Raw genomic sequence first — 21,106 nt, forward strand, 5'->3', positions numbered from 1 at the left:
TCCCGCTGCTGCTCTGCGTCTTACGCCTCGCTGCTCAATCTGCGCCAGTTCTTGGAAGCGTAGCGGTGGGCCTGTTTCAAGGCGATCCACAGTGCCAGTTGCTTGACCGGTGCCAACAATCCGTGCGCGACAAATTCGCTGCGGCGCTCGACGCGGGTGAGGTTCGGACCCATCGGAACCAAGGTGAATTCATCCTCCAGATTGCCGATCCAGTTCTTGCACCAGACGGTGCTGCCGATCATGCGGTAACGAAGCTTTTGGTTAGGTACATAATCAAGAATGCGCTGGTCGATGGTGCCGCGATCCGTCGTGCACTGGCGGGTGTTGCCCAGCGCGCCGTATCCTTCCAGAACCTTGCAACTGACGGGCTTGGGAATGCCGAAGCGAAACAGGAACGGGTTGGAGTTGTCCATTTTGGCGTGCAGAAAATGCGGCCAGATGTGGTGGGGAGCGCAATTGAAAACCCATTGGGAATGAATATGCATGATCTGATCTCCTTCATTTCTACAATTAGGTAATCAACTAATTATAATCCTGTCAACAGTTAGTTGATTGTCTAATTGATTAATGATAGAAAGACGCATGTCTATTCAGTTGATTTTCGAGGCGCTTGCCTCTCCCGTCAGACGCAAAATCTTGGCCTATGTGGCGCATCACGAGATGAATGCAGGCGATATCGCCGCTCGTTTCGAGATGTCGAAACCATCGATTTCGCAGCATTTACAGTTGCTTGAGCATGCAGGACTGGTGTCTTCGGAAAAGCGGGGGAAGTACGTCTATTACAGGCAGATATCGGACACGCTTGCCAATAGCCTGACCGGGTTCGTGCAGGATATCTGCCCGATTGGCGCTCCGCTGCGACGTGAAAGCGCTGAGATTGCCCGCAAGGCAAAGTCGGGGGATGCGGTCGACCCGGTGGAGTGAAGGCCTATTGCACGGCCAGCGTAATCATAATGGCCGCAAAGCTAATCATCGCGACGCTGCCGACGATAATCGATGCGAGCATTTGCGCCGAAATATAGCTGCCCGCTACGCCACCAACAACGGAGGGCCAGGCGCTTTGACCCTTTGGTGGCGTTGCCATCGGATATCCGCAAGAGGGGCAGGCATAGGCCTTGTCGGAAATCTTTGCCTCACATTCCGGGCAGGTGATCAGGGCCATGTCAGCGTTCTCCGATGATGAATTCGACGCGCCGGTTTTTCTGGCGTCCCTGCGGGTCATCCCCGCCACTCATAGTCTGGTTCGGCGCGACGGGAAAGCGTTCGCCTTTGCCCTCCGTCGTCATTTTTGACATGACGCCGTATTCCGAAAGCCAGTCTTTGACCGATGCGGCACGACGCTCGGACAGGCGATCATTATAGACATCGCTGCCCTTGGCATCGGTGTGGCCGATGATCTGGACGTCGCTTTTGTCCATCGCACCCAGGACTTGCGCCAGTTTGGTAAGAGCGGAGCGGGCATCCGCGCGGATTTCAGACTTATCAAAATCGAAAAGAACGTCGCTTGGCAGATTGACGATGATGCGGCCATCCTCCTGACGCGCACCCAGCTCTGTTAAACGACTCTGCGTCTTCACCCGCATATCTTCGTCCATATCCTGCAATTCGAAGGTGGAGGTCTGCGAAGAGAAGTCGCCGGTGCTTGGCTCTTCCTGCTCAGCAAAAGACGAAGCCGGAAACGTCATCTCTTCGAAAGTGGACTGCTGATCGCTGACCGAATCGATGCCCGTCGTCACGGTGTAGACGGATGCAGCGGCTGGTGTTGCAAGAAGAAGCGCTGAGCACAACGCGACCCTCATTTTTTCAATTCCAGAGGAATGGTCACGCCCGGCGCATTGGTATCATCACCGGAATTGCCGGGATTGAAAAACAGGACGACATTTGTGACTTCGGCTGGAATGGTGCCGGGAAAGACGAGGTCGCCCTCCATCGTCTTGGCGTTGGAAACCCGCATCCATTTATTGCTGCTGATCTGGCGCATATGAAGACGGCCTTGATCGCCGTCGGCCCAAGACAGATAGGCATTTTCCCTGTCGTTCATGTTGATGAAGTTCGTCTTATGGCTGTCGAAGCTCGCTCGCAGGCGCACTTTTGTCGCGTCGTCGCCAACAACAACGGATTTAACCTGCACGGTCAAACCCACGGGAACGCTTACTTGACCGCCTGAAATTGTAAAATTCTGTTCTTCGGCCAAAGCCGCCGTGGACAGAAACGCTGTAAAAATAAGAGTTGTTGTTTTGAACAAAGTCACCTCCCCAATACTGTGCACATCACATCTTATTGAAAAAGGATGATTTTGAGGCAAGCGTTAACACGCCAGATCAGCCACCACTGAATCCAGAATGAGCATGCCGGATGGCGTGCAGCGTAAGCGGGAGTTGCCGAGGCGTTCGATGAAGCCGTGTTTCAGTAGAAAATCTTCCTTATCAGGGTCCAGATCGCGCCCGGAAAGGTCGCTCCAGCGGGCGAGATCCACGCCTTCGCGCAGGCGCAGGCCCATCAGCAACAATTCGTCTGACTGCTCCTCGACATCCAGCATGTCCTGATCCACCATCCCATGGCCATCGCGCTCGACGGCTTGCAGCCATGTTTCGGGGTGGCGTTCGGTGGCGGTCGCAAGTTTTGCGCCGCCTTTGGTCAGTCGTCCATGCGCGCCTGGGCCAATTCCGGCATAATCGCCATAACGCCAGTATGTCAGGTTGTGACGGCTCTCAGCGCCGGGTCGAGCATGGTTGGAAACCTCATAGGCTGGCATTCCGTGTTGCGCGGTAATATCCTGTGTTGCTTCGTAAAGAAGCGCGGACTGGTCTCCATCCGGCACGATCAGCTTGCCGGCCTTGTGCAGGCCGTAAAACGCCGTACCTTCCTCGATGGTCAACTGGTAGAGCGAGAGGTGATCGACCGCGTAGGAAATGGCTTCGACAAGCTCTTTTTCCCATTCTTCGACCGTCTGTTTCGGGCGGGCATAGATGAGGTCAAACGACATGCGTGGAAAAATCTCGCGGGCTAGCCGGATGGCTTTCAGCGCATCGGCCACATCGTGCAGGCGGCCCAGAAATTTCAGGTCACGGTCGTTGAGTGCCTGCACACCCATGGATACGCGGTTGACGCCAGCGGCGCGGTAGCCGCGAAAGCGCTCTGCCTCCACGCTGGATGGGTTGGCTTCCATCGTAATCTCGATTCCATCTGGCACATGCCAGAAACGGGCTATGCCATCCAGAATTGCACCCACTGTCTGCGGGTCCATCAGCGATGGCGTGCCACCGCCCAGGAAAATGCTGGTGACGATCTTTGCGCCGCTCAATTGGCGCATCGTTTCCATTTCCCGCAGAAAAGCAGCGACGAAACGATCCTGATCCACCGGCTGGTGACGGACATGGCTATTGAAATCGCAATAGGGGCATTTGGCGGCGCAAAATGGCCAATGCACATAAAGGCCGAAACCCGGTTCACCCGTGTCCGGCAACATGAAGGTGCTAGGGGCAGGGGAGAGCCTGCTCCCAAGATCGGTCATCATGCGTCGAGACAGGTTTCGACGAATGTCTTGAACGCACGTGCACGGTGCGAAAGCGCCTGCTCATCGCCAGGCTTCCAGCCATGCTTTTCTTCAGCACTCATTTCGCCAAATGTCGTCTCGTGTCCTTCCGGCTGGAAAATCGGATCATAACCGAAGCCGCTGACACCACGGGGTGGCCAGGCAACAGTGCCTTCGATTTCGCCACGGAAGAATTCGGTATGACCATCCGGCCATGCAAGGCACAAAACGCTGACGAAGCGGCAGGTGCGGGCAGAAGGATCGGTCGCGCCGCGTGCTTGAAGCGCATCTTCCACTTTCTGCATCGCCATCGCAAAATCGCGTGTACCGTCAGCCGTTTCCGCCCAATTGGCAGTGTAGACGCCGGGATCGCCGTCGAGCGCGTCGATTACCAGACCGCTGTCGTCGGAAAGGGCAGGCAGACCGGATGCCTTGGCGGACGCCAATGCCTTGATCGCTGCGTTTTCCTCAAACGTCGTGCCTGTTTCGTCGGGTTCTGCGAAATTCAGCTCGGCAGCCGATTTGGCGGAAAAGCCGAGAGGACCGATGAGATCAGCGATTTCGGCAATCTTGCCCTTGTTGTGGCTGGCAACGACAATGGTTCTGGTTTCAAGCTTGCGCATGGTCTGTCTGTCCCGGTTCAGCCAATTGCCTGCTTTTGCAGCTCAACGAGTTCCGCACAGCCGGTTTTGGCAAGGCCCAGCAGCGTTAGGAATTCTTCCTCGCTGAAAGGCGCGCCCTCAGCTGTGCCCTGAATTTCAACGATGCCACCGGAGCCTGTTATGACGAAGTTTGCGTCGGTTTCGGCAGAGGAATCTTCCAGATAATCCAGATCGATCACCGGCTGGCTGGCAAAAATACCGCAGGAGATGGCAGCAATATGGTCTTTCAGGACCTTCTCGACCTTGATCATGTTGCGGGTTTCCATCCACTTTAGGCAGTCGTGAAGGGCAATCCATGCGCCAGTGATGGAAGCGGTGCGCGTGCCGCCATCTGCCTGAATGACATCGCAGTCAATGCTGATCTGGCGCTCGCCCAGCGCCTGAAGATCAACCACGGCACGCAGGGAGCGGCCGATGAGGCGCTGAATTTCCTGTGTTCTGCCACCCTGTTTGCCGGATGAAGCTTCGCGACGCATGCGCTCATGCGTGGAGCGCGGCAGCATGCCGTATTCGGCTGTCACCCAACCTTTGCCGCTGTTGCGCAGCCATGGTGGCGTCTTTTCTTCAAGGCTGGCGGTGACGAGAACATGCGTATCACCGAATTTTACGAGACAGGAACCCTCGGCATGCTTGGAGAAGTTGCGCTCGAAAGAAACTTTGCGCATCTGATCGATTTTTCTGCCTGAAGGCCGCATATGGTTCGTCTCCGTTTTGATCTCCGCCTTCTAAGGCTGCACAGACCGATTTGCAAAGGAAAAGCGGGCAAGGGTACGGTAGATGCGGAATTTCCGTTTTTACTTAAGCGCGCGAGCGACTATATTCCATTGATGAACTGACGGGACGAAGAACGGACGCAATGAGCATCTCTCCTCCAATCGGAAAAGAACCGGGTGCGCTTCTGGATGATCGTTCACGCGAGATATTCCGTCGCATTGTCGAAGGCTACCTTGAAAACGGGGAACCGTTGGGATCCCGTAGTCTGTCACGCGTGTTGCCGATGTCGCTGTCTCCCGCATCCGTGCGCAACGTGATGAGCGATCTCGAGGAACTGGGGCTTATCTATTCGCCGCATATCAGCGCGGGCCGCCTGCCGACGCAGACGGGGCTGCGCTTCTTCGTGGATGCCTTCATGCAGGTAGGTGACCTGCCGGAAGAGCAGCGCGCCAGCATCGATCGTCAAATTGGCCCCGTCTCTGGCCGTGAGCAGCCCATCGAGGGGTTACTGACGGAAGCCAGCCGCATGCTGTCGGGCATGTCACGCGGTGCGGGGCTCGTTCTGACCACCAAAAGCGATGCGGTGCTGAAGCATGTGGAATTCATTCGGCTGGAGCCGACAAAAGGCCTCGCCATTCTAGTGGGTGACCACAATCAGGTTGAAAATCGCATCATCGACCTGCCTGCCGGCATCACACCTTCGCAACTGACGGAAGCGGCCAACTTCATCAATGCGCACCTGTCCGGCCAGACATTGCCGGAGCTGCGCACGCAGCTGTTGCAGCAGAAGACTGAGCTTCAGACCGCGCTCAGCACATTGGCGCAGGATCTGGTCGAGCGCGGGCTTGCCGTCTGGTCCGGCGATAATGAGGACAAGCTCGGCCGGTTGATCGTGCGCGGCCGCTCCAATCTGCTGGAAGGTCTGGCCGGTGAGGAAGACATAGACCGTGTTCGCCTGCTTTTCGATGATCTCGAGCGCAAGGACAACCTGATCGAAGTCCTCAATCTGGCCGAAACCGGTTCCGGGGTCCGGATTTTCATAGGCTCTGAAAACAAGCTCTTCTCCCTTTCGGGCTCGTCGTTGATCGTGGCACCCTATAGGGACGACGATAATCGTGTGGTTGGTGCCGTCGGCGTCATTGGGCCGACGCGGTTGAATTACTCTCGCATTGTCCCGATGGTGGATTATACCGCGCAAATCATGGCGCGGCTTTCGAGCAAACGACGCTGATTCTAAAAACACTGGTCAAAAAGGCGGCGCTTTTTCCCGCAAGCCTTGATTTTCGCATGGCAAAGTTCGATATCGGGCGCAAGCCATGAACATATGCAAAGCTGGAGTAACGTCATGACCGATAAGACCAACAAAGCCGGACCTGACGCGGACCTCGTTGACGAGGGAGCCGAAGGTGCAACAGTTGAGAACGCGGCGCCTGAGCAGGCCGAGCCCGATCCTGTTGAGGTGCTGAAGGCGGAAAATGCAGATCTGCGCGACAAATTTCTGCGCCTTGCTGCGGAAATGGACAATCTGCGTCGCCGCACAGAGCGTGAGGTAAAGGACGCGAAGGCCTATTCCGTTTCGGGTTTTGCCCGCGACATGCTGGCGGTTTCCGACAATCTGCGCAGGGCGCTGGAAACCATTCCACCCGAGCTCAAAGAAAATGCTGATGCCGCCATTGCCGGTGTGATCGAAGGCGTTGATATGACCGAGCGGTCGATGCTGTCGGCACTCGAGCGTCACGGCGTTCGCAAAATGAATGTCGAAGGCGAAAAATTCGACCCTAATTTCCATCAGGCCATGTTCGAGATTCCAAATACCGCGGTGCCGAACAATACGGTCGTGCAGGTGGTGCAGGCTGGCTTTACCATTGGCGATCGCGTTCTGCGTCCTGCGATGGTGGGCGTTGCCAAGGGTGGCCCAAAGGGTGAAACGCCGACGACGGCAGAACCAGGCACCAGCAGTGTCAACGAAACAGACGCCTAACGAAACAGTGTCCATCATTCCAACTGTTCGCTGGAATGATGGACACGTTACCTGCCAAATTGGCGATCCAGCCAGTCATAGGCATAATCCTGTTGATCAGCCGTAAAGACATGACCGCCTGGCCATAGTTTGGTTTCGAGGCGATCCAGCGCGTTCCATGCTTCCCAAACCGACCGCATTTTTTCGAACGCATCTTTTACCAATGCAGGAGGAAAGAGTGTATCCGCCGCTCCGGCGAAGATCAGCATTGGGTTTGGTGCGGCAAGGCTCGCAACATCGGGGTGGTCAAGATATTGCAGCAGGCCCGGATGGGTCATGTGCCACGCTGACCCGCCCCGCAGCTGGTTGTTTCCCGGCACCATCAACCCTTTTGCCGTCGCCATCCAGTTGACGGCTACCGTCGCTTTGATCCTGTCGCTCAGTGCCGCCGCCTGCCATGCCCGGAATGCGCCCATGGAAAAGCCGACCGCGGCAAGCCGCTGCTGATCGACCTGCGGCAGGCTTGCCAGAAAATCTGCTGCCCGCGTGTCCTCGAACGCCATGAGACCAGCCAGAGAGCTTCCCATATTGAAGAAATTTGCCGCAAGCGCCTGTTGCGCATCATAGGCCAGTGGCCCACGATCGGCCCAGCCCAATGCATCTGTTGCCAGCACGGCGTAACCTCGGCGGGCGAGCTCGTCACCCGGATATCGCCCAGAGAAAAATCTCTCCGCCCATGTCTTGGACGTTTTCAGCCTCGCCTTGTCATCCCAGCTTTCGATCAGCTTTTCCTTGCCGATGTCGAACATCGACCCATGGTCATGGTACATCACGGCAGCAGGGAACGGGCCTGTGCCTTTCGGCATCAGCAACAATGAAACGACGCGACTGTCGTTCGTAAGATTAAATGCCAACTTGCGAGCGAAATAAACTCCGCGATCCACCTCATCCATAATTTCAGAGGCGAAATCCGTCTGTACCGGATTTTGGAGGGTAAGTTCCCATAGCTTGGCGCGAGCAATTTCCTTCCAGCGAGGAAGATTTTTTGTCCGCTCAGACCAGCCTAATGAGAAGGCCATCCGCTGTTTCAGCGCGGGCGCGAAAACAGGAAGGTTGTCTTCGCTCACGCCGCGCGTCTGGTTATTGGCCACGTCTGGAGATCTGGTTGGGTCGTCGCCACCCATATCAGGCGGCGGTTGCCTGTTCCTGATTGAGGAAGGTGTAGATGGCGGTATCCGAATCTGTCGCACGTAGCTTGGCCACCAGTTCAGGGTCGCGCAGCACACGAGCAATGCGCGACAGTGCCTTCAAGTGATCAGCGCCGGCACCTTCGGGTGCTAGCAGAAGAAAGACGAGGTCGACGGGCTGGTCGTCCAGCGCTTCGAAATCGACCGGATTATCGAGGCGGGCAAAGACACCGACGATGGAATTGATGCTGGCCAGTTTTCCGTGCGGAATAGCAATGCCATGACCGACACCTGTCGAGCCAAGCCGCTCACGCTGCAATATGACGTCGAAAACTTCCCGTTCCGGCACTCCGGTGATCCGCGCGGCTTTCGCCGCCAGTTCCTGAAGGAGTTGCTTTTTGGAATTGACCTTGAGGGCGGGAATAATTGCATCTTGTTGCAGCAAATCTGCCAACGCCATTCTTTTTATCCTTCATGCCATCGAAACGAACCGGGAGTGCCGCCGATGAGGGCCGCACTCCCTTTCGTTCTGTCAGACTATTCAGCTTTTTATCGTTGCCGCATCAATCCAGCCGATGTTTCCATCGTTGCGGCGGTAAACAATATTCAGTTCCTTGGCAGGGCTGCGGAACAGCAGCACCGGCTCATCTGTCATATCAAGCGCCATGACCGCACTTGCGACCGTCATCGTTTTGACCTGCTTTGAGGTTTCAGCAACGATAGTCGGCGCGAAATCTTCAGGCACTTCCTCGTCTTCATCAGGCACGGCATCCATGACCGTGTAAGGAAACTCTTCGAGGATGCTGTTGGCGGACGCACCGTTGTGGTGATCCTTTAGCTTTCTCTTATATCTGCGAAGCCGCTTCTCAATTCGTGCAGCTGCCGCATCGAAACTTGCCTGTGGATCATTGGCCTCGCCTGCAGCATGCAAAACAACCCCGGTATCGAGATGGATTTTGCAGTCGCTTGAAAAGCGTGGCCCGGATTTCTCCACGGTTACTTGGCCAGAATACCCCCCGTCAAAGTATTTGGTAATCGCCAGGCTAATGTTGTCCTCGATCCTCTGACGGAACGATTCGCCGATATCCATATGTTTACCAGATACACGCACACTCATGGAATTTTTCCTTCTTCAGTGATTTGCGTATACCAGCTTACGTCAAGCCAAGCGCTCATCCAAGCGTTTCGAGTCCGTTTCGGTCTCATTCCGGCTTGGCACCTCAACACAACGAGCACTTTAACGTTGGTGAGCCCCTGCCACCCGTGCGGCGAGCTTCTAGCCTTGGCGGCATGAAGAGTCAATTAAGATTATTAACAGTTTGAAATATATTAATTTTTCGTTATGCGATCGCGATTTTCGCCATCGCTTTTTTCTCTCGCCGCCTTTGTACGGACGAGGGAATATTCATGGCTTCACGATATTTTGCGACCGTTCGCCGCGCCAGCTCAACGCCATTTTTTTTCAGATTTTCAACAATTTCGTCATCCGACAGAACCCCATCGGGTGCTTCCTGCGCAATCATCAACTTGATGCGATGGCGCACCGCCTCTGCCGAGTGGCTGTCGCCGCCCTCCACCGATCCTATGGAAACACTGAAGAAGTATTTGAGCTCGAACAGTCCGCGCGGCGTCAGCATGTATTTGCGTGAGGTGACGCGACTAACGGTGGACTCATGCATCTTGATGGCATCAGCCACTTGCTTGAGATTGAGAGGACGCAAATGGTCGACGCCATGGATAAGAAAGGCATCCTGCTGGCGCACGATTTCGCTGGCAACCTTCATGATTGTTTTAGCGCGCTGGTCGAGGCTACGGGTCAGCCAGCTGGCTGTCTGCATGCATTCCGACAGAAACTCACCATCCTCGCCGTTGCGTGCCTTGATTTTCGAAACCTGGGCGAAATAGGTTTGGTTGACCAGTACGCGCGGCAGCGTTTCCGGGTTCAACTCGATAAGCCAGCTGCCATCACTTGCTGGCCTGACAATGATGTCAGGCACGATGATTTCCGAAATCCCGGTTTCAAAACCCGCACCTGGCCGAGGATTCAGCGAGCGGATTTCAGCCAGCATGTCCAGAAGGTCTTCTTCTCCAACGCCACACAGGCGTTTGAGCGAGACAAAATCACGTTTGGCCAGAAGCTCGAGATTTCCGACAAATGCGCGCATTGCGGGGTCAAGACGGTCTTTCTGCGCAAGTTGAATGGAAAGGCATTCACAAAGCGTCCTTGAAAAAATACCTGGCGGATCGAGTGTCTGGAGAGCGGTAAGAATAGTTTCGACCTCGGCTATGGATTTACCAAGCCGACCTGAAACATCATGCAGGGCCTCTGCGGGGATATAGCCGGTCTCTTCCAAGTGATCGAGCAGCGCGTCCGCAATCAAACGGTCCGTGGGCACAGAGATGGTGAAGGGGAGTTGCTGGCCAATATGGTCGCGAAGGGTCTGCTTACTGGCGACGAAATCGTCGAGATCGTAAGCCTCAGCGGAGTCCGCACCAGGCATGGATTTCCATTGCCCGATGAGTTCGGGCGCATCCGCCTTCGACGGCGCTCCATCGTCCTGAAAAACATTTTCGAAACTCGTGTCGAGCTGTTCATTCAGGCTGCTCGCACGGTCACCATACCATTCTTCAGGATCGGGAGGGCTCTCGGCAAACTGTTCAGGGGCTGGGCCAGATTCATCTACGCTGTCCGAATTGGCGGTAGAAGAGCCGCTTAAATCGCTATCATTTGCTACAATTTCCAGCAGCGGGTTCTTCTCGACCTCTTGCGCGATGAATTGCGTCAGCTCGATATGCGTCATCTGAAGCAGTTGTATGGACTGCATCAGTTGCGGGGTCATGACCAGAGACTGACTCTGACGCAGCAGAAGACTGGCGGACAAGGCCATGGCGGACGCTAAACTCCCATAAACCCACTTTTCGCCCTATTTTTTGAAAAAAGATCGGCGACAAAGTCTAACTTGGCCCAAAAATTGCTTTTTATTTTTGTTTGGTCAAGCTCAACTCGGGGTGAGGAGAAAGAATCTTTGCTGCGAACGCATCGCAGGCAGCACTTTTTCTAAGTCACGGCTCAAAGGCTGAAATTATTGCCCAGATAAAGGCGACGAACATCAGCGTTGTTGACGATCTCTGATGCTCGACCGTGGGTCAACACCTCGCCAGCATGAATAATATACGCCCGGTCTATGAGCCCCAATGTTTCACGCACATTATGGTCGGTAATCAAAACACCGATCCCGCGCGCTGTAAGGTGGCGCACCAGGTTTTGAATATCGCTGACGGAGATCGGATCGACGCCTGCAAACGGCTCATCCAGCAGCATGAATGTCGGATCAGTTGCCAGAGCGCGGGCGATTTCCAGACGTCTCCGCTCGCCACCCGAAAGGGCGACGGCAGGAGATTTGCGTAGCTGTGAAATATGAAACTCTTCCAAGAGCTCATCGAGCTTGCGATTGCGCTTCTTTTCGTCGCGCTCGTGCACTTCCAGAACGGCGCGAATATTGTCTTCGACGGTCAATCCGCGAAAAATGGATGCTTCCTGCGGAAGATACCCGACGCCCAACCGCGCACGGCGATACATAGGCATGTTGGTGACATCGTTGCCATTAATGGCAATCTTGCCGGAATCGACCGGAACCAAGCCGGTGATCATGTAAAAACACGTCGTCTTGCCGGCTCCGTTCGGCCCGAGCAGGCCCACGGCCTCACCACGTCGAACCACGAGCGATACGCCATTGACGACGCGGCGGGTGTTGTAGGTTTTTGTCAGGCCTTGAGCGATCAAGGTGCCGTCATAACGCGACTTGTCACCGGCAACGCCATCCGTTTCGGGTGCGCGCGCGGAACCAGCGCCAAACAGCTTTGAGATAGATTGTATCTTCACGGGGTACGAACTACTGCTTTTTCTGCGATTTCGGGTCGAGCATGATGCGTACTGGCCCACCACAGCTTTCCAGCTTTGCCTGACCAGTCGTCATGAAAACCGTCAACTTGCAACCGGTGAAAACATTCGTGTCCTGAGACAGGACAACCTGTTTTCCCGAAAGAATGAATGTCTGCGCCGCCATGTCGAACTCACCCTTGTCGGCGGTCGCTTTTTGCGTGCCGGAGGTGAGGTAGACAGAGTTGTCTACGAAAATCTTATCGATGTCGGCGCCGCCACTGGTGATCGATGAGTTGGCAGCTGCGCCGTCACCCTTGCTCTTGTAGAGTACGGTCATCTTGCCAGCCTGCAAGGTGGTCGTGCCCTGCACAACCTTCACATTACCTGTAAAATAGGCTTTGTGCTCCTGATCCCGCACTTCCAGCTGATCGCTTTCGATGGCAATCGGCTGGTCATTGGAAAGCTTCAGGCCTTCCATATTGCTGGTTGCATTCTGCGCGGCCACAGGGCCTGCAAGACATGCCAGAGCAACGGCTGCAAAGCAGGCTGCGTTGGTATAACGGGCTGTGCGCGAAATCTGCATCATCTGGGTCGGGCTCTCACTTGCCTGCGTTCTGAATGGTCGATGCAGCTATACGAGCTCGTACCTGCCCCGAAAATGTAATCGTCTTGCCATTATCTGCTATATATAAACTATCCGCGTTAATGGAACCTTCTTGGGTCTTGATGGCAACAGGCGTTTTGCTGTCCATCGTTCCGGCTTTCAGGTCGACATTCGCAGTTTGGAACTTAGCTTGTATGCCATTGCTGAGATTGATGTCAAAGGGCGCGGTCATTTGCAACCGGTTTGTCGCGCGGTCGAAAATACCCTCCTGCGCGATAACCTGTGCGATAGTATCATTCATGGGCACAGCCGCCAGCACTTTTTCAAGCGTCATGAGGTTGGGGCTTGCAATATCCTGTAACGCGCGCTCGGCGTTCATGGAATAATCGAAGCCCTTGTTGTTGCGCCCGGCCAGCGCCGGCTTTTCCATGACGATCTTGCCATTTTCCACGGTGGCGCTTTGAAGTGAAACCTCGTCCGGCATCCATGTGCGTGCCAGTGATACGGCAATGAAAGCCAGCGAGATGATGGCGGCTCCGAGCGGAAGAACGATCTTCAGTTTCCTCACTCGCGCGGAATGGCGCAGCGCAAGACGATACGCGCTCTCATGTCCGCTGGACAAAGGAAAAACAGGCGCTGGCTGGCTTATTCGTTCAAGCATCTCTTCAAAGTGTCCGGAGCAGGTCGTCGCAGACAAAGGTACAAAGCGACGCCATCATGAGTTCTGGTTGTCTTTGGCACGAGGGCCATGCTCTGCCAATATGGTTTTTCTCTGAAATAGCGCAAGGGCTACGATATTTTTATCAAAACGGTGCTTTCCCGTTTGTTTCCTGCGAAGAGGTGAGTACAAGGCTCATATGGTCGGCTTTAACAGCCGTTACTGGTTTTATCGAAGGTGAACACATGGATCAGATGGCAATCGCAGATCGCAGGCAGTTGCGGCGCAAGCTGACATTCTGGCGCGTTGCGGTCGTGCTGCTTCTGGTCGCAGGTTGTGTCGCGATTTATCGGTTTGCTTTCTCAGCGCCGACGCAAAGCATGCGGCCGCATATTGCACGTGTCGAAATCAGCGGCATCATTCAAGATGACACCGAACTGTTGGAGCGGCTGCAAAAAATTGCCGATAGCGATAGTGCCAAGGGCCTGATCGTTTCCATTTCTTCGCCAGGTGGCACGACCTACGGCGGCGAGCGGATTTTCAAAGCCATTCGCGCTGTCGCTGAAAAGAAGCCGGTCGTCTCCGATGTGCGCACATTGGCAGCTTCGGCGGGTTACATGATAGCGACCGCAGGCGACACGATCATTGCGGGCGATACATCCATTACCGGATCGATAGGTGTGATTTTCCAGTATCCGCAGGTCGGTCCTCTTCTCGACAAGCTTGGCGTGTCCCTGCAGGAAATCAAATCTTCACCGATGAAGGCAGAGCCTTCGCCTTTCCACGAACCGCCGGAAGAAGCGAAGACCATGATCCGCAACATGGTCATGGATAGCTACGGATGGTTTGTCGACCTTGTGGCAGATCGCCGCAAGCTGCCGCGGGAAGACGTTCTCAAACTTGCGGACGGTTCCATTTTCACCGGTCGTCAGGCCGTCGCTGCCAAACTCATCGACACGCTGGGTGGCGAAAAAGAAATCCGCGGCTATTTCGAGACCCGCAACGTGGCCAAGGATTTGCCAATCGTGGAATGGACCGCGCCTTCCAAGCGTTCGCCGTTCGGCCTTTTCAGTCTTGCCGGGATCGTCAAACTGCTCGGCTATGATGAATTTCTGCCATTCGATGCACCGCGCCAGCTGGGAGCCGACAAGTTGTTTCTTGACGGTCTTGTTTCGGTTTGGCAGGTTAGAGACCGATAAAAAGCCAATTCTTTCAGGGGGCAACTTTGATTAAGTCTGAACTGGTGCAGATCGTTGCTGCGCACAACCCGCACCTCTACCACCGCGATGTCGAAAATATCGTCAACGCTGTGCTGGACGAGATTACGGATGCACTGGCAGCGGGCAACCGTGTCGAGCTGCGCGGCTTTGGTGCTTTCTCGGTAAAGAACCGCCCGTCGCGGTCTGGACGCAACCCGCGCACCGGTGAATCCGTTTTCGTTGAAGAAAAATGGGTTCCCTTCTTCAAGACGGGGAAGGAATTGCGTGAGCGGCTGAACCCAGGCATGAGCGACGTCGAAGACGAAGACTGAGCATAGTGGTTGAGGCGGAGCCCTCCAGCTCCTATCTGACGTCGATGCAGGTTGTCTGAAGGCCCCTAAGACGGAGTATCGTGGATGTCAAAAAAGATCGTCAACCTTTTGGTTCTGGTCCCTTTGGCCATTATTCTGGTGATATTGTGCGTTGCCAACCGACAGGCGGTGACGCTGGCGCTCAACCCTTTCAGGCCAGACGATAGTTTGCTGTCGTTTTCGGCACCCTTTTTCGTATTTATTTTTCTTGCCGTCATTTTCGGTGTGTTTCTGGGTTCGCTGGTCACCTGGTTTTCGCAGGGTAAATATCGCAAGCGCGCCCGCACCGAAGCCAAGGAAGCCATACGCTGGCATGACGAAGCCAACAAGCACAAGGCTGCCGCCAACACTGTTGCAATCAGCGCGCCGGTCGATGCCCGTATCGCCTCCAAGTAAAATTGCTCGCAACGTGATAGGTTTTGACAGCGCAGCCCTTTGATAATAACGCGCCGTGATGTTATTCGCTGTCGCAAGAGATGCGGTTAGACTTGGAAAGAGCCCCGTTGAAGAAAAAAGACAATCGCCCGGGTGCCAAGCCGCGCGCGGGGCAGGAGCCCCGGCAAAGAAATGCCGCAAAACCGGCAAAGCAAAAAGACGGCGCTCCTCGCAACCGCAATGCGGATCATGTACGCCCGGCTACAAGTGCCACCTCAAAGGCTCCCATCAAGTCAAATGTGAAGGACGTCGCCACTGCCAAGGTGAAGATCGCTCCACAGGAGACGGAGCAGGTTCCTCCTCGTCCGCTGAAGCAACGCACAGGTGCCATGCCGGCCGAGCAGGTTCCCGTCATTCTGGAATCTCTGGGCGCAGGTGATTTCCACCTGATCGACACCGGTAACGGGCTGAAACTCGAGCAATATGGCCAATACCGCATCGTGCGTCCCGAAGCGCAGGCGCTTTGGCGTCCAAGCCTGCCGGATCGTGTGTGGGAAAACGCGGACTCCATTTTCAGCGGCGATACCGATGAAGATGGTATGGGCCGCTGGCGCTTTCCGAAGGAACCGCTGGAAGAAACATGGCCGCTCTCTCTTCTGGGCGTTAATTTTCTGGGTCGTTTCACCGCTTTTCGCCATGTCGGCGTGTTCCCGGAACAGATCGTGCATTGGGAATGGCTGAAGCACACGATTGAAACGTCTGATCGGCCGCTGAAAGTCCTCAACCTGTTCGGTTACACTGGCGTAGCCTCTTTAGTGGCCGCTGCCGCTGGCGCTGAGGTGACCCATGTGGATGCTTCCAAGAAGGCGATCGGCTGGGCGCGGGAAAATCAGGCGCTGGCGGGCCTCGAAAATGCGCCGATCCGCTGGATTTGCGAAGATGCGATGAAGTTCATCCTGCGTGAAGAACGGCGCGGCAATAGCTACGACATCATCCTCACCGATCCGCCGAAATTTGGACGCGGCACACACGGCGAAGTGTGGGAGTTGTTCGATCATCTACCGCTGATGCTGGACGTCTGCCGTGATATTCTGTCGCCCAAGGCGCTCGGCCTCGTTCTGACGGCCTATTCCATCCGCGCCAGCTTTTATTCCATGCATGAATTGATGCGCGAAACCATGCGCGGCGCAGGTGGCGAGGTCGCATCCGGCGAGCTTGTCATCCGCGAAGCAGGCCTTGATGGCAAAACGCCGGGCCGCGTGCTCTCCACCTCTCTCTTCAGCCGCTGGGTGCCGAAATGATCGATGACCGACGTGAAAACCGACCAGGCCGGGTAGGGCAGGTCAAAGAGGTCACCAGCCTTGCCAACCCCATCATCAAGGACATCAAGAACCTGACCCAGAAAAAGGGCCGGGAAGAAACCGGTACCTTCATGGCCGAGGGTCTGAAGCTGGTCATCGATGCGCTGGAATTGGGCTGGACGATCCGTACGCTGGTTTATGCCAAAAATGCCAAGGGCAAATCCCTGGTGGAGCAGGTCGCGACGAAGACCGTTGCTTCGGGCGGACTTGTTCTGGAGGTTACAGAGAAGATACTGTCCTCCATCACCCGCCGCGATAATCCGCAGATGGTGGTCGGCATATTCGACCAAAAATGGACACAGCTGAAGGACATCCAGCCTGAAAACGGGCAAACCTACATTGCACTCGACAGGGTGCGTGATCCCGGCAATCTCGGCACCATCATCCGAACTGCTGATGCCGCAGGAGCATCCGGCGTGATCCTTGTCGGTGATTGCACTGACCCGTTTTCGCTGGAAACAGTGCGGGCCACCATGGGTTCGGTTTTTGCCATACCTGTGGCACATGCGACCGTGGATGAGTTTCTGAGCTGGAAGAAAACAGCCGGTGTGAGCGTTGTTGCCACCCACCTTGCAGGCTCTGTGGACTACAGAACGATCGATTACAAAAAGAAGCCGACCGTGCTTTTGATGGGCAACGAGCAAGGTGGTCTTCCGCCTGAGCTTGCTGGAAAGGCCGATCAACTGGCCCGTATTCCGCAACAGGGGCGCGCAGACTCTCTCAATCTGGCGATTGCGACAGCCGTGATATTGTTTGAAGCCCGCCGTCACCTTCTCGAACTTGCACCGGTAAAATAATGACGAAACCCGCATTGTTCTCGAGACCCATACCGGCCGTTGCTCTCATCGTCATCGCGCTGATCATCGACCAGATCGTCAAGCTTCTGGTGGAAGCCTATCTGCCCTTGCAGGAGATGGTGCCGGTCATACCCTTCTGGGCGCTTTACCGCACCTATAATCTGGGCGTCGCCTTCTCCATGCTGTCAGGCATGGAAGGCTGGTTCATCGTCACGATGCGTCTGGTGATCGTCGGGTTCGTCATCTGGCTGTGGCGCAAGACGGATGCCGACCGCACCTTCGCACATCTCGGCTTCGCCCTGATCATCGCCGGTGCTGCCGGCAATATATTCGACCGGTTTCTCTACGGTCATGTGATCGATTACATCCTGTTTCACACGGACACCTGGTCGTTTGCCGTCTTCAACTTGGCTGACTCGTTCATCACCATTGGTGCTGGTTGCGTCATTTTGGACGAAATACTGCACGCAAGAACGAAGAAACGCTAAAAATTTAACATTCAGACCAAGTCAATCAAAACGGCTGCCGTGTTAGCAATCGTATATGAGCGAACTGGCGAAACTGAATAACCGGCTTTCTGACGCGTTCGACCCGACCGATACGGCTGGTGTCACCGACGATGCTCGTGGTGGGAAAAGCCGGGATGAGCCGTCAGCCCTGCCGTTTTACAACAGCCTTCTTCGCACCGTCACACTGTTTACGGCAGGTTGCGGTTTTGCTTTCGCAAGCGCTGTGTATCTGGGCGGAAACGTCGCTCTTTACATGGCGGCCTTATCCGTATCGATTTGCCTATCCTGCGCGTTCTACATGATGTTTAGGGCCTCGGCTTTGCGTCAGGCATCTCTGCGCGATGCGGAGGTTGTCGAGGCAAGGCAAATGCAGAATGCGGCGCTCGTGGCGGAGATGCACGAGGCCATGGGCGATATCGTTGTGACCCGCGATATGAACCGGCGCATTCTTCATGCCAACAGCACGTTTCGCGAAATGACGGGCTGCGGTGACCCGTATGGAAAAACATGCGAGGAAATCGGCATTGCGTTTCGTCCCGGCGACCAAGTGCATAGCTATGATGTCGAGATCGCCACACCCTATGGCCAGCGGATTTTCACATGGCACGATGCGATCGCCCATGACGGAACGAGCAGCCGTCTGGTGATCAGCACCATCGCCCGTGACGTGACGGACGAACGTGCCGCCATCGTCACCCGCGAAGATGCGCGGTTGCGTGCGGAGAACGCCAACGCCGCCAAAGGCAGGTTGCTGGCAACCGTCAGCCACGAAATTCGCCTGCCGTTGTCAGGCATCCTGGGCATGAACCACCTGCTGTCACAGACCCGTCTCACTCAGGAACAGCGCAATTATCTGGATGGCATGCGCCAATCCGGCCAGGCGCTGGTGCAACTGGTCGAAGATCTATTGGACTTTTCCACCATGGAAGCAGGGCGATTCAGGCTCAATCCACGGGCGGAGAACCTGCGGCAGTTGATCGAAAGCGTAGTGGAGATGCTGTCCCACCGCGCCCATGAAAAAGGGATCGAGATCGCCTCTATCGTCGCGCCTGACGTACCTGACTATCTCGATTTCGATCCTGCTCGTCTGCGCCAGGTGCTGTTCAATCTCATCGGCAATGCAGTGAAATTTACAGCCAAGGGCGGCGTTCTTGTGCGGGCATCCATGGCGGGCGGTGCTCTTTCAATTGACGTTGAGGATACCGGTCCCGGTATCAGCAAGTCTGAACAGGCCCGCATCTTTGGTGAGTTCGAGCAGGCCGGTTCCTCCTCGCAACGCAGCTCGGGCACCGGGCTTGGTCTTGCTATATCCGCCCGCATTATCAGAGAATTCGGCGGTACTTTGTCCGTCGCTGGTAAGAAGGGTGTGGGCAGCACCTTCACGTTGACGTTCGAACCGACGTCTTCTTTGGCACCAGTCTTGCCATCCAGCCGTATCGGCGCGCTCAATCAATCAAATGTGTTGCTGCTTGCGCCACAGGGAATTGCCGCGACGGCAACATCGGATTTGATACGTCGTCTGGGCGGCACGTGCACCCATATTTCAACACCACGGCAACTCGAAGACCTGCAACATCAGGCCTCCAATGGACTGGACCCTGTGACTGACGTCATCGTTGATCACCGTGTAGCCGTGGCATTTCGTGACATGCTTCAGAACTGGTTGGAGATACCGGGTCGCAGCATCCGGCACATTCTGCTCGTCAGTCCGGAGGAGCGCGCATCTCAGCCAAGCGACGGGTTCGACGCCTGGCTTATCCGGCCATTGCGGGAAAAGTCGCTGACGGATGTTCTGTGCGGTCGCCTGCGCGGGATGGAACCGCGCAATGCCATCAACGACAATCATCACCCTGGGTTTGGTTTCTCGTCCTTGCTGGATGAAACCTCACGGGAACTCGATGTGCTTGTCGCCGAGGACGATCCCGTCAACGCACGGATTTTACGTGCCGTCATGGAAAAATCCGGATGCGCGGTGCGTGTGGTCGGCGATTTCAAGGCGCTTCGAGACGCCCTTTCGGACAAAGCGCGGTCGCCGGACCTCGTCATTTCCGATCTTCATATGCCCGGTGGCAACGGCCTCGATATCCTAACCCAACTTTGCTTACAGCTTTCGACCAGCAAAATACCGCTGATTGTGTTGAGTGGCGATACGACGCAAGAAACGCGGTCGATTTTGCTGAATGTGGGTATTGCCACGGTGCTGGAAAAGCCTGCCGAACCCAAGCGATTGATCGAGGAGGTTCTTCGACTGTTTCCCCAAAAACGCATCGGCAGACTTTAGATTTGATCTGCGGTTCGTTACGTTGCCTGCTGTCACTGTTCTGTCGTCAATAAGTGATTTATGACAGCCAGAAACCAACGGTGGTGGGGCGATTCTCCATGGTCACGGAAATTCTCGAATACGATATTCGCGAGCGAAATGTCGCCTGCAATGTGCTTCCCGTTCCCCAAAAGCGCAACGATGACGTCTTCGGTCGCATCGGCCCGCTGGAAACCCGGCTTGCCCGAAACGAGCGCGAAATCGACGCCGCGCAGAACGTCCGCTTCCGTGTTTTTGTTGAAGAGATGGGTGCACGCCTTCCGGCAGAAGCCATGCGCCGCAACCGCGATATCGATGTGTTCGATGCGGTGTGCGACCACCTTCTGGTGCTGGACAATTCCATCGAGGGCGACCCGGAAGATCAGATCGTCGGCACATACCGTTTGTTGCGGCAGGAAACAGCCTTTGCCAATAACGGTTTTTATTCGGCCAGCGAGTTCAATATCGAAGAGCTGATTAGGCGCCATCCAACGAAGCGCTTCATGGAATTGGGGCGGTCGTGCGTTCTACCGGAATATCGTACGAAAAGAACGGTAGAACTCCTCTGGCAGGGCAATTGGGCCTATGCCGTCAGGCACCGCATGGACGCGATGATCGGCTGTGCATCCTTTCCTAGTGTTCAGCCGGAAGCGCACGCACTAGCGCTTTCCTTCCTGCATCATACCTGCGGCGCAAAGGGTGACTGGGCCGCGTCTGCGCTACCGGAACTCTACTGCGAAATGGATATGATGCCATTGGAAGCGATCAATCCACGCCGCGCACTGTTTGCCATGCCACCGCTCATCAAGGGCTATATGCGTCTCGGTGCCATGTTCGGCTCCGGTGCGGTGATCGATCACGCCTTCAACACCACGGATGTGCTTGTCATCCTTCCGGTGTCGTCGATTGCGGATCGCTACATCAATTATTACGGCGGTGAGGCTGAACGCTTTAACGGCTGAGGCCTCTTAAATCAAAGCTTCCTGTGGGCA

General features: G+C 55.5%; 25 protein-coding genes. 11 read left to right on the forward strand and 14 right to left on the reverse strand.

The window, feature by feature from the left end:
• Positions 1-20: 20 nt before the first annotated feature.
• Positions 21-485: an SRPBCC family protein gene (locus DSM25558_RS27685; RefSeq protein ID WP_200800719.1), complete on the reverse strand. Its 465-nt coding sequence runs from the start codon at positions 483-485 to the stop codon at positions 21-23.
• Positions 486-582: 97 nt separating this feature from the next.
• On the opposite strand from DSM25558_RS27685, the gene DSM25558_RS04060 reads away from it, so the two are divergent.
• Positions 583-924, forward strand: coding sequence for a metalloregulator ArsR/SmtB family transcription factor (locus DSM25558_RS04060; RefSeq protein WP_244554111.1), 342 nt, complete (start codon positions 583-585; stop codon positions 922-924).
• A gap of 4 nt (positions 925-928) precedes the next feature.
• Here DSM25558_RS04060 and DSM25558_RS04065 read toward each other — a convergent pair whose 3' ends face one another.
• The 6 genes from DSM25558_RS04065 to rph are packed head-to-tail and all read right to left on the reverse strand — an operon-like array spanning position 929 to position 4,892.
• Entirely contained in the window at positions 929-1,162 is a 234-nt protein-coding gene (locus DSM25558_RS04065) for a zinc ribbon domain-containing protein (protein ID WP_077102041.1), read from the reverse strand.
• Position 1,163: 1 nt separating this feature from the next.
• The gene (locus tag DSM25558_RS04070) at positions 1,164-1,799 is read right to left on the reverse strand and encodes an OmpA family protein (RefSeq protein WP_077102043.1); all 636 of its coding nucleotides are present in this window, start codon (positions 1,797-1,799) and stop codon (positions 1,164-1,166) included.
• A complete protein-coding gene (locus tag DSM25558_RS04075) occupies positions 1,796-2,305 on the reverse strand; it encodes a hypothetical protein (RefSeq protein WP_143240013.1) in 510 nt (169 codons plus the stop codon). Before DSM25558_RS04075 ends, DSM25558_RS04070 begins: the two co-directional genes overlap by 4 nt.
• Before the next feature lie 3 nt (positions 2,306-2,308).
• Positions 2,309-3,514 carry a radical SAM family heme chaperone HemW gene (hemW, locus tag DSM25558_RS04080; protein WP_077102330.1) on the reverse strand — a complete coding sequence of 402 codons (1,206 nt, stop codon included), beginning with the start codon at positions 3,512-3,514 and terminating at the stop codon, positions 2,309-2,311.
• Positions 3,514-4,158 carry an RdgB/HAM1 family non-canonical purine NTP pyrophosphatase gene (gene rdgB / locus DSM25558_RS04085; protein WP_077102047.1) on the reverse strand — a complete coding sequence of 215 codons (645 nt, stop codon included), beginning with the start codon at positions 4,156-4,158 and terminating at the stop codon, positions 3,514-3,516. The genes hemW and rdgB overlap by 1 nt, the downstream gene beginning before the upstream one ends.
• Positions 4,159-4,175: 17 nt before the next feature.
• Positions 4,176-4,892 (reverse strand): ribonuclease PH, encoded by a 717-nt coding sequence (gene rph, locus DSM25558_RS04090; RefSeq protein WP_077102049.1) that lies wholly within the window; start codon positions 4,890-4,892, stop codon positions 4,176-4,178.
• Positions 4,893-5,053: 161 nt separating this feature from the next.
• Here rph and hrcA point away from each other — a divergent pair, with 161 nt between their 5' ends.
• A complete protein-coding gene (gene hrcA / locus DSM25558_RS04095) occupies positions 5,054-6,142 on the forward strand; it encodes a heat-inducible transcriptional repressor HrcA (protein WP_077102051.1) in 1,089 nt (362 codons plus the stop codon).
• Positions 6,143-6,256: 114 nt separating this feature from the next.
• Positions 6,257-6,892 (forward strand): nucleotide exchange factor GrpE, encoded by a 636-nt coding sequence (gene grpE / locus DSM25558_RS04100; RefSeq protein WP_077102053.1) that lies wholly within the window; start codon positions 6,257-6,259, stop codon positions 6,890-6,892.
• A gap of 47 nt (positions 6,893-6,939) precedes the next feature.
• Here grpE and DSM25558_RS04105 read toward each other — a convergent pair whose 3' ends face one another.
• From DSM25558_RS04105 to lptC, 7 genes are all read right to left on the reverse strand, one after another.
• On the reverse strand, positions 6,940-8,022 hold the full coding sequence (locus tag DSM25558_RS04105) for a dienelactone hydrolase family protein (protein ID WP_200800721.1): 1,083 nt from the start codon (positions 8,020-8,022) through the stop codon (positions 6,940-6,942).
• Positions 8,023-8,056: 34 nt separating this feature from the next.
• Positions 8,057-8,518, reverse strand: a complete 462-nt coding sequence (ptsN, locus tag DSM25558_RS04110; protein WP_067649605.1) for a PTS IIA-like nitrogen regulatory protein PtsN — start codon at positions 8,516-8,518, stop codon at positions 8,057-8,059.
• Between the two features lie 81 nt (positions 8,519-8,599).
• The gene (gene hpf / locus DSM25558_RS04115) at positions 8,600-9,175 is read right to left on the reverse strand and encodes a ribosome hibernation-promoting factor, HPF/YfiA family (protein WP_077102055.1); all 576 of its coding nucleotides are present in this window, start codon (positions 9,173-9,175) and stop codon (positions 8,600-8,602) included.
• A 223-nt stretch (positions 9,176-9,398) separates the two neighbouring features.
• Positions 9,399-10,946 carry an RNA polymerase factor sigma-54 gene (gene rpoN / locus DSM25558_RS04120; protein WP_077102057.1) on the reverse strand — a complete coding sequence of 516 codons (1,548 nt, stop codon included), beginning with the start codon at positions 10,944-10,946 and terminating at the stop codon, positions 9,399-9,401.
• Positions 10,947-11,128: 182 nt separating this feature from the next.
• Positions 11,129-11,917, reverse strand: coding sequence for an LPS export ABC transporter ATP-binding protein (lptB, locus tag DSM25558_RS04125; protein WP_077102334.1), 789 nt, complete (start codon positions 11,915-11,917; stop codon positions 11,129-11,131).
• Positions 11,918-11,951: 34 nt separating this feature from the next.
• On the reverse strand, positions 11,952-12,527 hold the full coding sequence (locus DSM25558_RS04130) for an LptA/OstA family protein (RefSeq protein WP_077102059.1): 576 nt from the start codon (positions 12,525-12,527) through the stop codon (positions 11,952-11,954).
• Between the two features lie 13 nt (positions 12,528-12,540).
• Positions 12,541-13,206, reverse strand: a complete 666-nt coding sequence (gene lptC, locus DSM25558_RS04135) for an LPS export ABC transporter periplasmic protein LptC (protein ID WP_077102061.1) — start codon at positions 13,204-13,206, stop codon at positions 12,541-12,543.
• Between the two features lie 242 nt (positions 13,207-13,448).
• Here lptC and sppA point away from each other — a divergent pair, with 242 nt between their 5' ends.
• From sppA to DSM25558_RS04175, 8 genes are all read left to right on the forward strand, one after another.
• Positions 13,449-14,402 (forward strand): signal peptide peptidase SppA, encoded by a 954-nt coding sequence (gene sppA / locus DSM25558_RS04140; RefSeq protein ID WP_077102063.1) that lies wholly within the window; start codon positions 13,449-13,451, stop codon positions 14,400-14,402.
• A gap of 26 nt (positions 14,403-14,428) precedes the next feature.
• Positions 14,429-14,734 (forward strand): integration host factor subunit beta, encoded by a 306-nt coding sequence (locus tag DSM25558_RS04145; protein WP_042616207.1) that lies wholly within the window; start codon positions 14,429-14,431, stop codon positions 14,732-14,734.
• 84 nt (positions 14,735-14,818) lie between these two features.
• Positions 14,819-15,169 (forward strand): lipopolysaccharide assembly protein LapA domain-containing protein, encoded by a 351-nt coding sequence (locus tag DSM25558_RS04150; RefSeq protein ID WP_077102065.1) that lies wholly within the window; start codon positions 14,819-14,821, stop codon positions 15,167-15,169.
• Between the two features lie 107 nt (positions 15,170-15,276).
• Positions 15,277-16,449, forward strand: a complete 1,173-nt coding sequence (locus DSM25558_RS04155; protein ID WP_077102067.1) for a class I SAM-dependent methyltransferase — start codon at positions 15,277-15,279, stop codon at positions 16,447-16,449.
• Positions 16,446-17,306 carry a TrmH family RNA methyltransferase gene (locus tag DSM25558_RS04160; protein ID WP_077102069.1) on the forward strand — a complete coding sequence of 287 codons (861 nt, stop codon included), beginning with the start codon at positions 16,446-16,448 and terminating at the stop codon, positions 17,304-17,306. Before DSM25558_RS04155 ends, DSM25558_RS04160 begins: the two co-directional genes overlap by 4 nt.
• A complete protein-coding gene (gene lspA / locus DSM25558_RS04165; protein WP_077102071.1) occupies positions 17,306-17,794 on the forward strand; it encodes a signal peptidase II in 489 nt (162 codons plus the stop codon). Before DSM25558_RS04160 ends, lspA begins: the two co-directional genes overlap by 1 nt.
• 55 nt (positions 17,795-17,849) lie before the next feature.
• Positions 17,850-20,096, forward strand: a complete 2,247-nt coding sequence (locus tag DSM25558_RS04170) for a hybrid sensor histidine kinase/response regulator (RefSeq protein WP_077102073.1) — start codon at positions 17,850-17,852, stop codon at positions 20,094-20,096.
• 98 nt (positions 20,097-20,194) lie between these two features.
• Positions 20,195-21,076, forward strand: a complete 882-nt coding sequence (locus DSM25558_RS04175) for a l-ornithine N(alpha)-acyltransferase (protein WP_083716306.1) — start codon at positions 20,195-20,197, stop codon at positions 21,074-21,076.
• Positions 21,077-21,106 lie beyond the last annotated feature (30 nt).

This window comes from Agrobacterium sp. DSM 25558 (assembly GCF_900100825.1).
Lineage (GTDB): Bacteria > Pseudomonadota > Alphaproteobacteria > Rhizobiales > Rhizobiaceae > Agrobacterium.

What these genes read in the sequence shown, in the direction of transcription:
- DSM25558_RS04130 (WP_077102059.1), bottom strand. Translation starts at nt 12,527, where the DNA reads ATGATGCAGATTTCGCGCACAGCCCGTTATACCAACGCAGCCTGCTTT.
- DSM25558_RS04060 (WP_244554111.1), top strand. Translation starts at nt 583, where the DNA reads ATGTCTATTCAGTTGATTTTCGAGGCGCTTGCCTCTCCCGTCAGACGC.
- DSM25558_RS04160 (WP_077102069.1), top strand. Translation starts at nt 16,446, where the DNA reads ATGATCGATGACCGACGTGAAAACCGACCAGGCCGGGTAGGGCAGGTC.
- DSM25558_RS04170 (WP_077102073.1), top strand. Translation starts at nt 17,850, where the DNA reads ATGAGCGAACTGGCGAAACTGAATAACCGGCTTTCTGACGCGTTCGAC.
- hpf (WP_077102055.1), bottom strand. Translation starts at nt 9,175, where the DNA reads ATGAGTGTGCGTGTATCTGGTAAACATATGGATATCGGCGAATCGTTC.
- rph (WP_077102049.1), bottom strand. Translation starts at nt 4,892, where the DNA reads ATGCGGCCTTCAGGCAGAAAAATCGATCAGATGCGCAAAGTTTCTTTC.
- hemW (WP_077102330.1), bottom strand. Translation starts at nt 3,514, where the DNA reads ATGACCGATCTTGGGAGCAGGCTCTCCCCTGCCCCTAGCACCTTCATG.
- DSM25558_RS04070 (WP_077102043.1), bottom strand. Translation starts at nt 1,799, where the DNA reads ATGAGGGTCGCGTTGTGCTCAGCGCTTCTTCTTGCAACACCAGCCGCT.
- rdgB (WP_077102047.1), bottom strand. Translation starts at nt 4,158, where the DNA reads ATGCGCAAGCTTGAAACCAGAACCATTGTCGTTGCCAGCCACAACAAG.
- grpE (WP_077102053.1), top strand. Translation starts at nt 6,257, where the DNA reads ATGACCGATAAGACCAACAAAGCCGGACCTGACGCGGACCTCGTTGAC.
- hrcA (WP_077102051.1), top strand. Translation starts at nt 5,054, where the DNA reads ATGAGCATCTCTCCTCCAATCGGAAAAGAACCGGGTGCGCTTCTGGAT.
- DSM25558_RS04065 (WP_077102041.1), bottom strand. Translation starts at nt 1,162, where the DNA reads ATGGCCCTGATCACCTGCCCGGAATGTGAGGCAAAGATTTCCGACAAG.
- sppA (WP_077102063.1), top strand. Translation starts at nt 13,449, where the DNA reads ATGGATCAGATGGCAATCGCAGATCGCAGGCAGTTGCGGCGCAAGCTG.
- ptsN (WP_067649605.1), bottom strand. Translation starts at nt 8,518, where the DNA reads ATGGCGTTGGCAGATTTGCTGCAACAAGATGCAATTATTCCCGCCCTC.
- rpoN (WP_077102057.1), bottom strand. Translation starts at nt 10,946, where the DNA reads ATGGCCTTGTCCGCCAGTCTTCTGCTGCGTCAGAGTCAGTCTCTGGTC.
- lptC (WP_077102061.1), bottom strand. Translation starts at nt 13,206, where the DNA reads ATGCTTGAACGAATAAGCCAGCCAGCGCCTGTTTTTCCTTTGTCCAGC.
- DSM25558_RS04150 (WP_077102065.1), top strand. Translation starts at nt 14,819, where the DNA reads ATGTCAAAAAAGATCGTCAACCTTTTGGTTCTGGTCCCTTTGGCCATT.
- lspA (WP_077102071.1), top strand. Translation starts at nt 17,306, where the DNA reads ATGACGAAACCCGCATTGTTCTCGAGACCCATACCGGCCGTTGCTCTC.
- DSM25558_RS27685 (WP_200800719.1), bottom strand. Translation starts at nt 485, where the DNA reads ATGCATATTCATTCCCAATGGGTTTTCAATTGCGCTCCCCACCACATC.
- DSM25558_RS04175 (WP_083716306.1), top strand. Translation starts at nt 20,195, where the DNA reads ATGGTCACGGAAATTCTCGAATACGATATTCGCGAGCGAAATGTCGCC.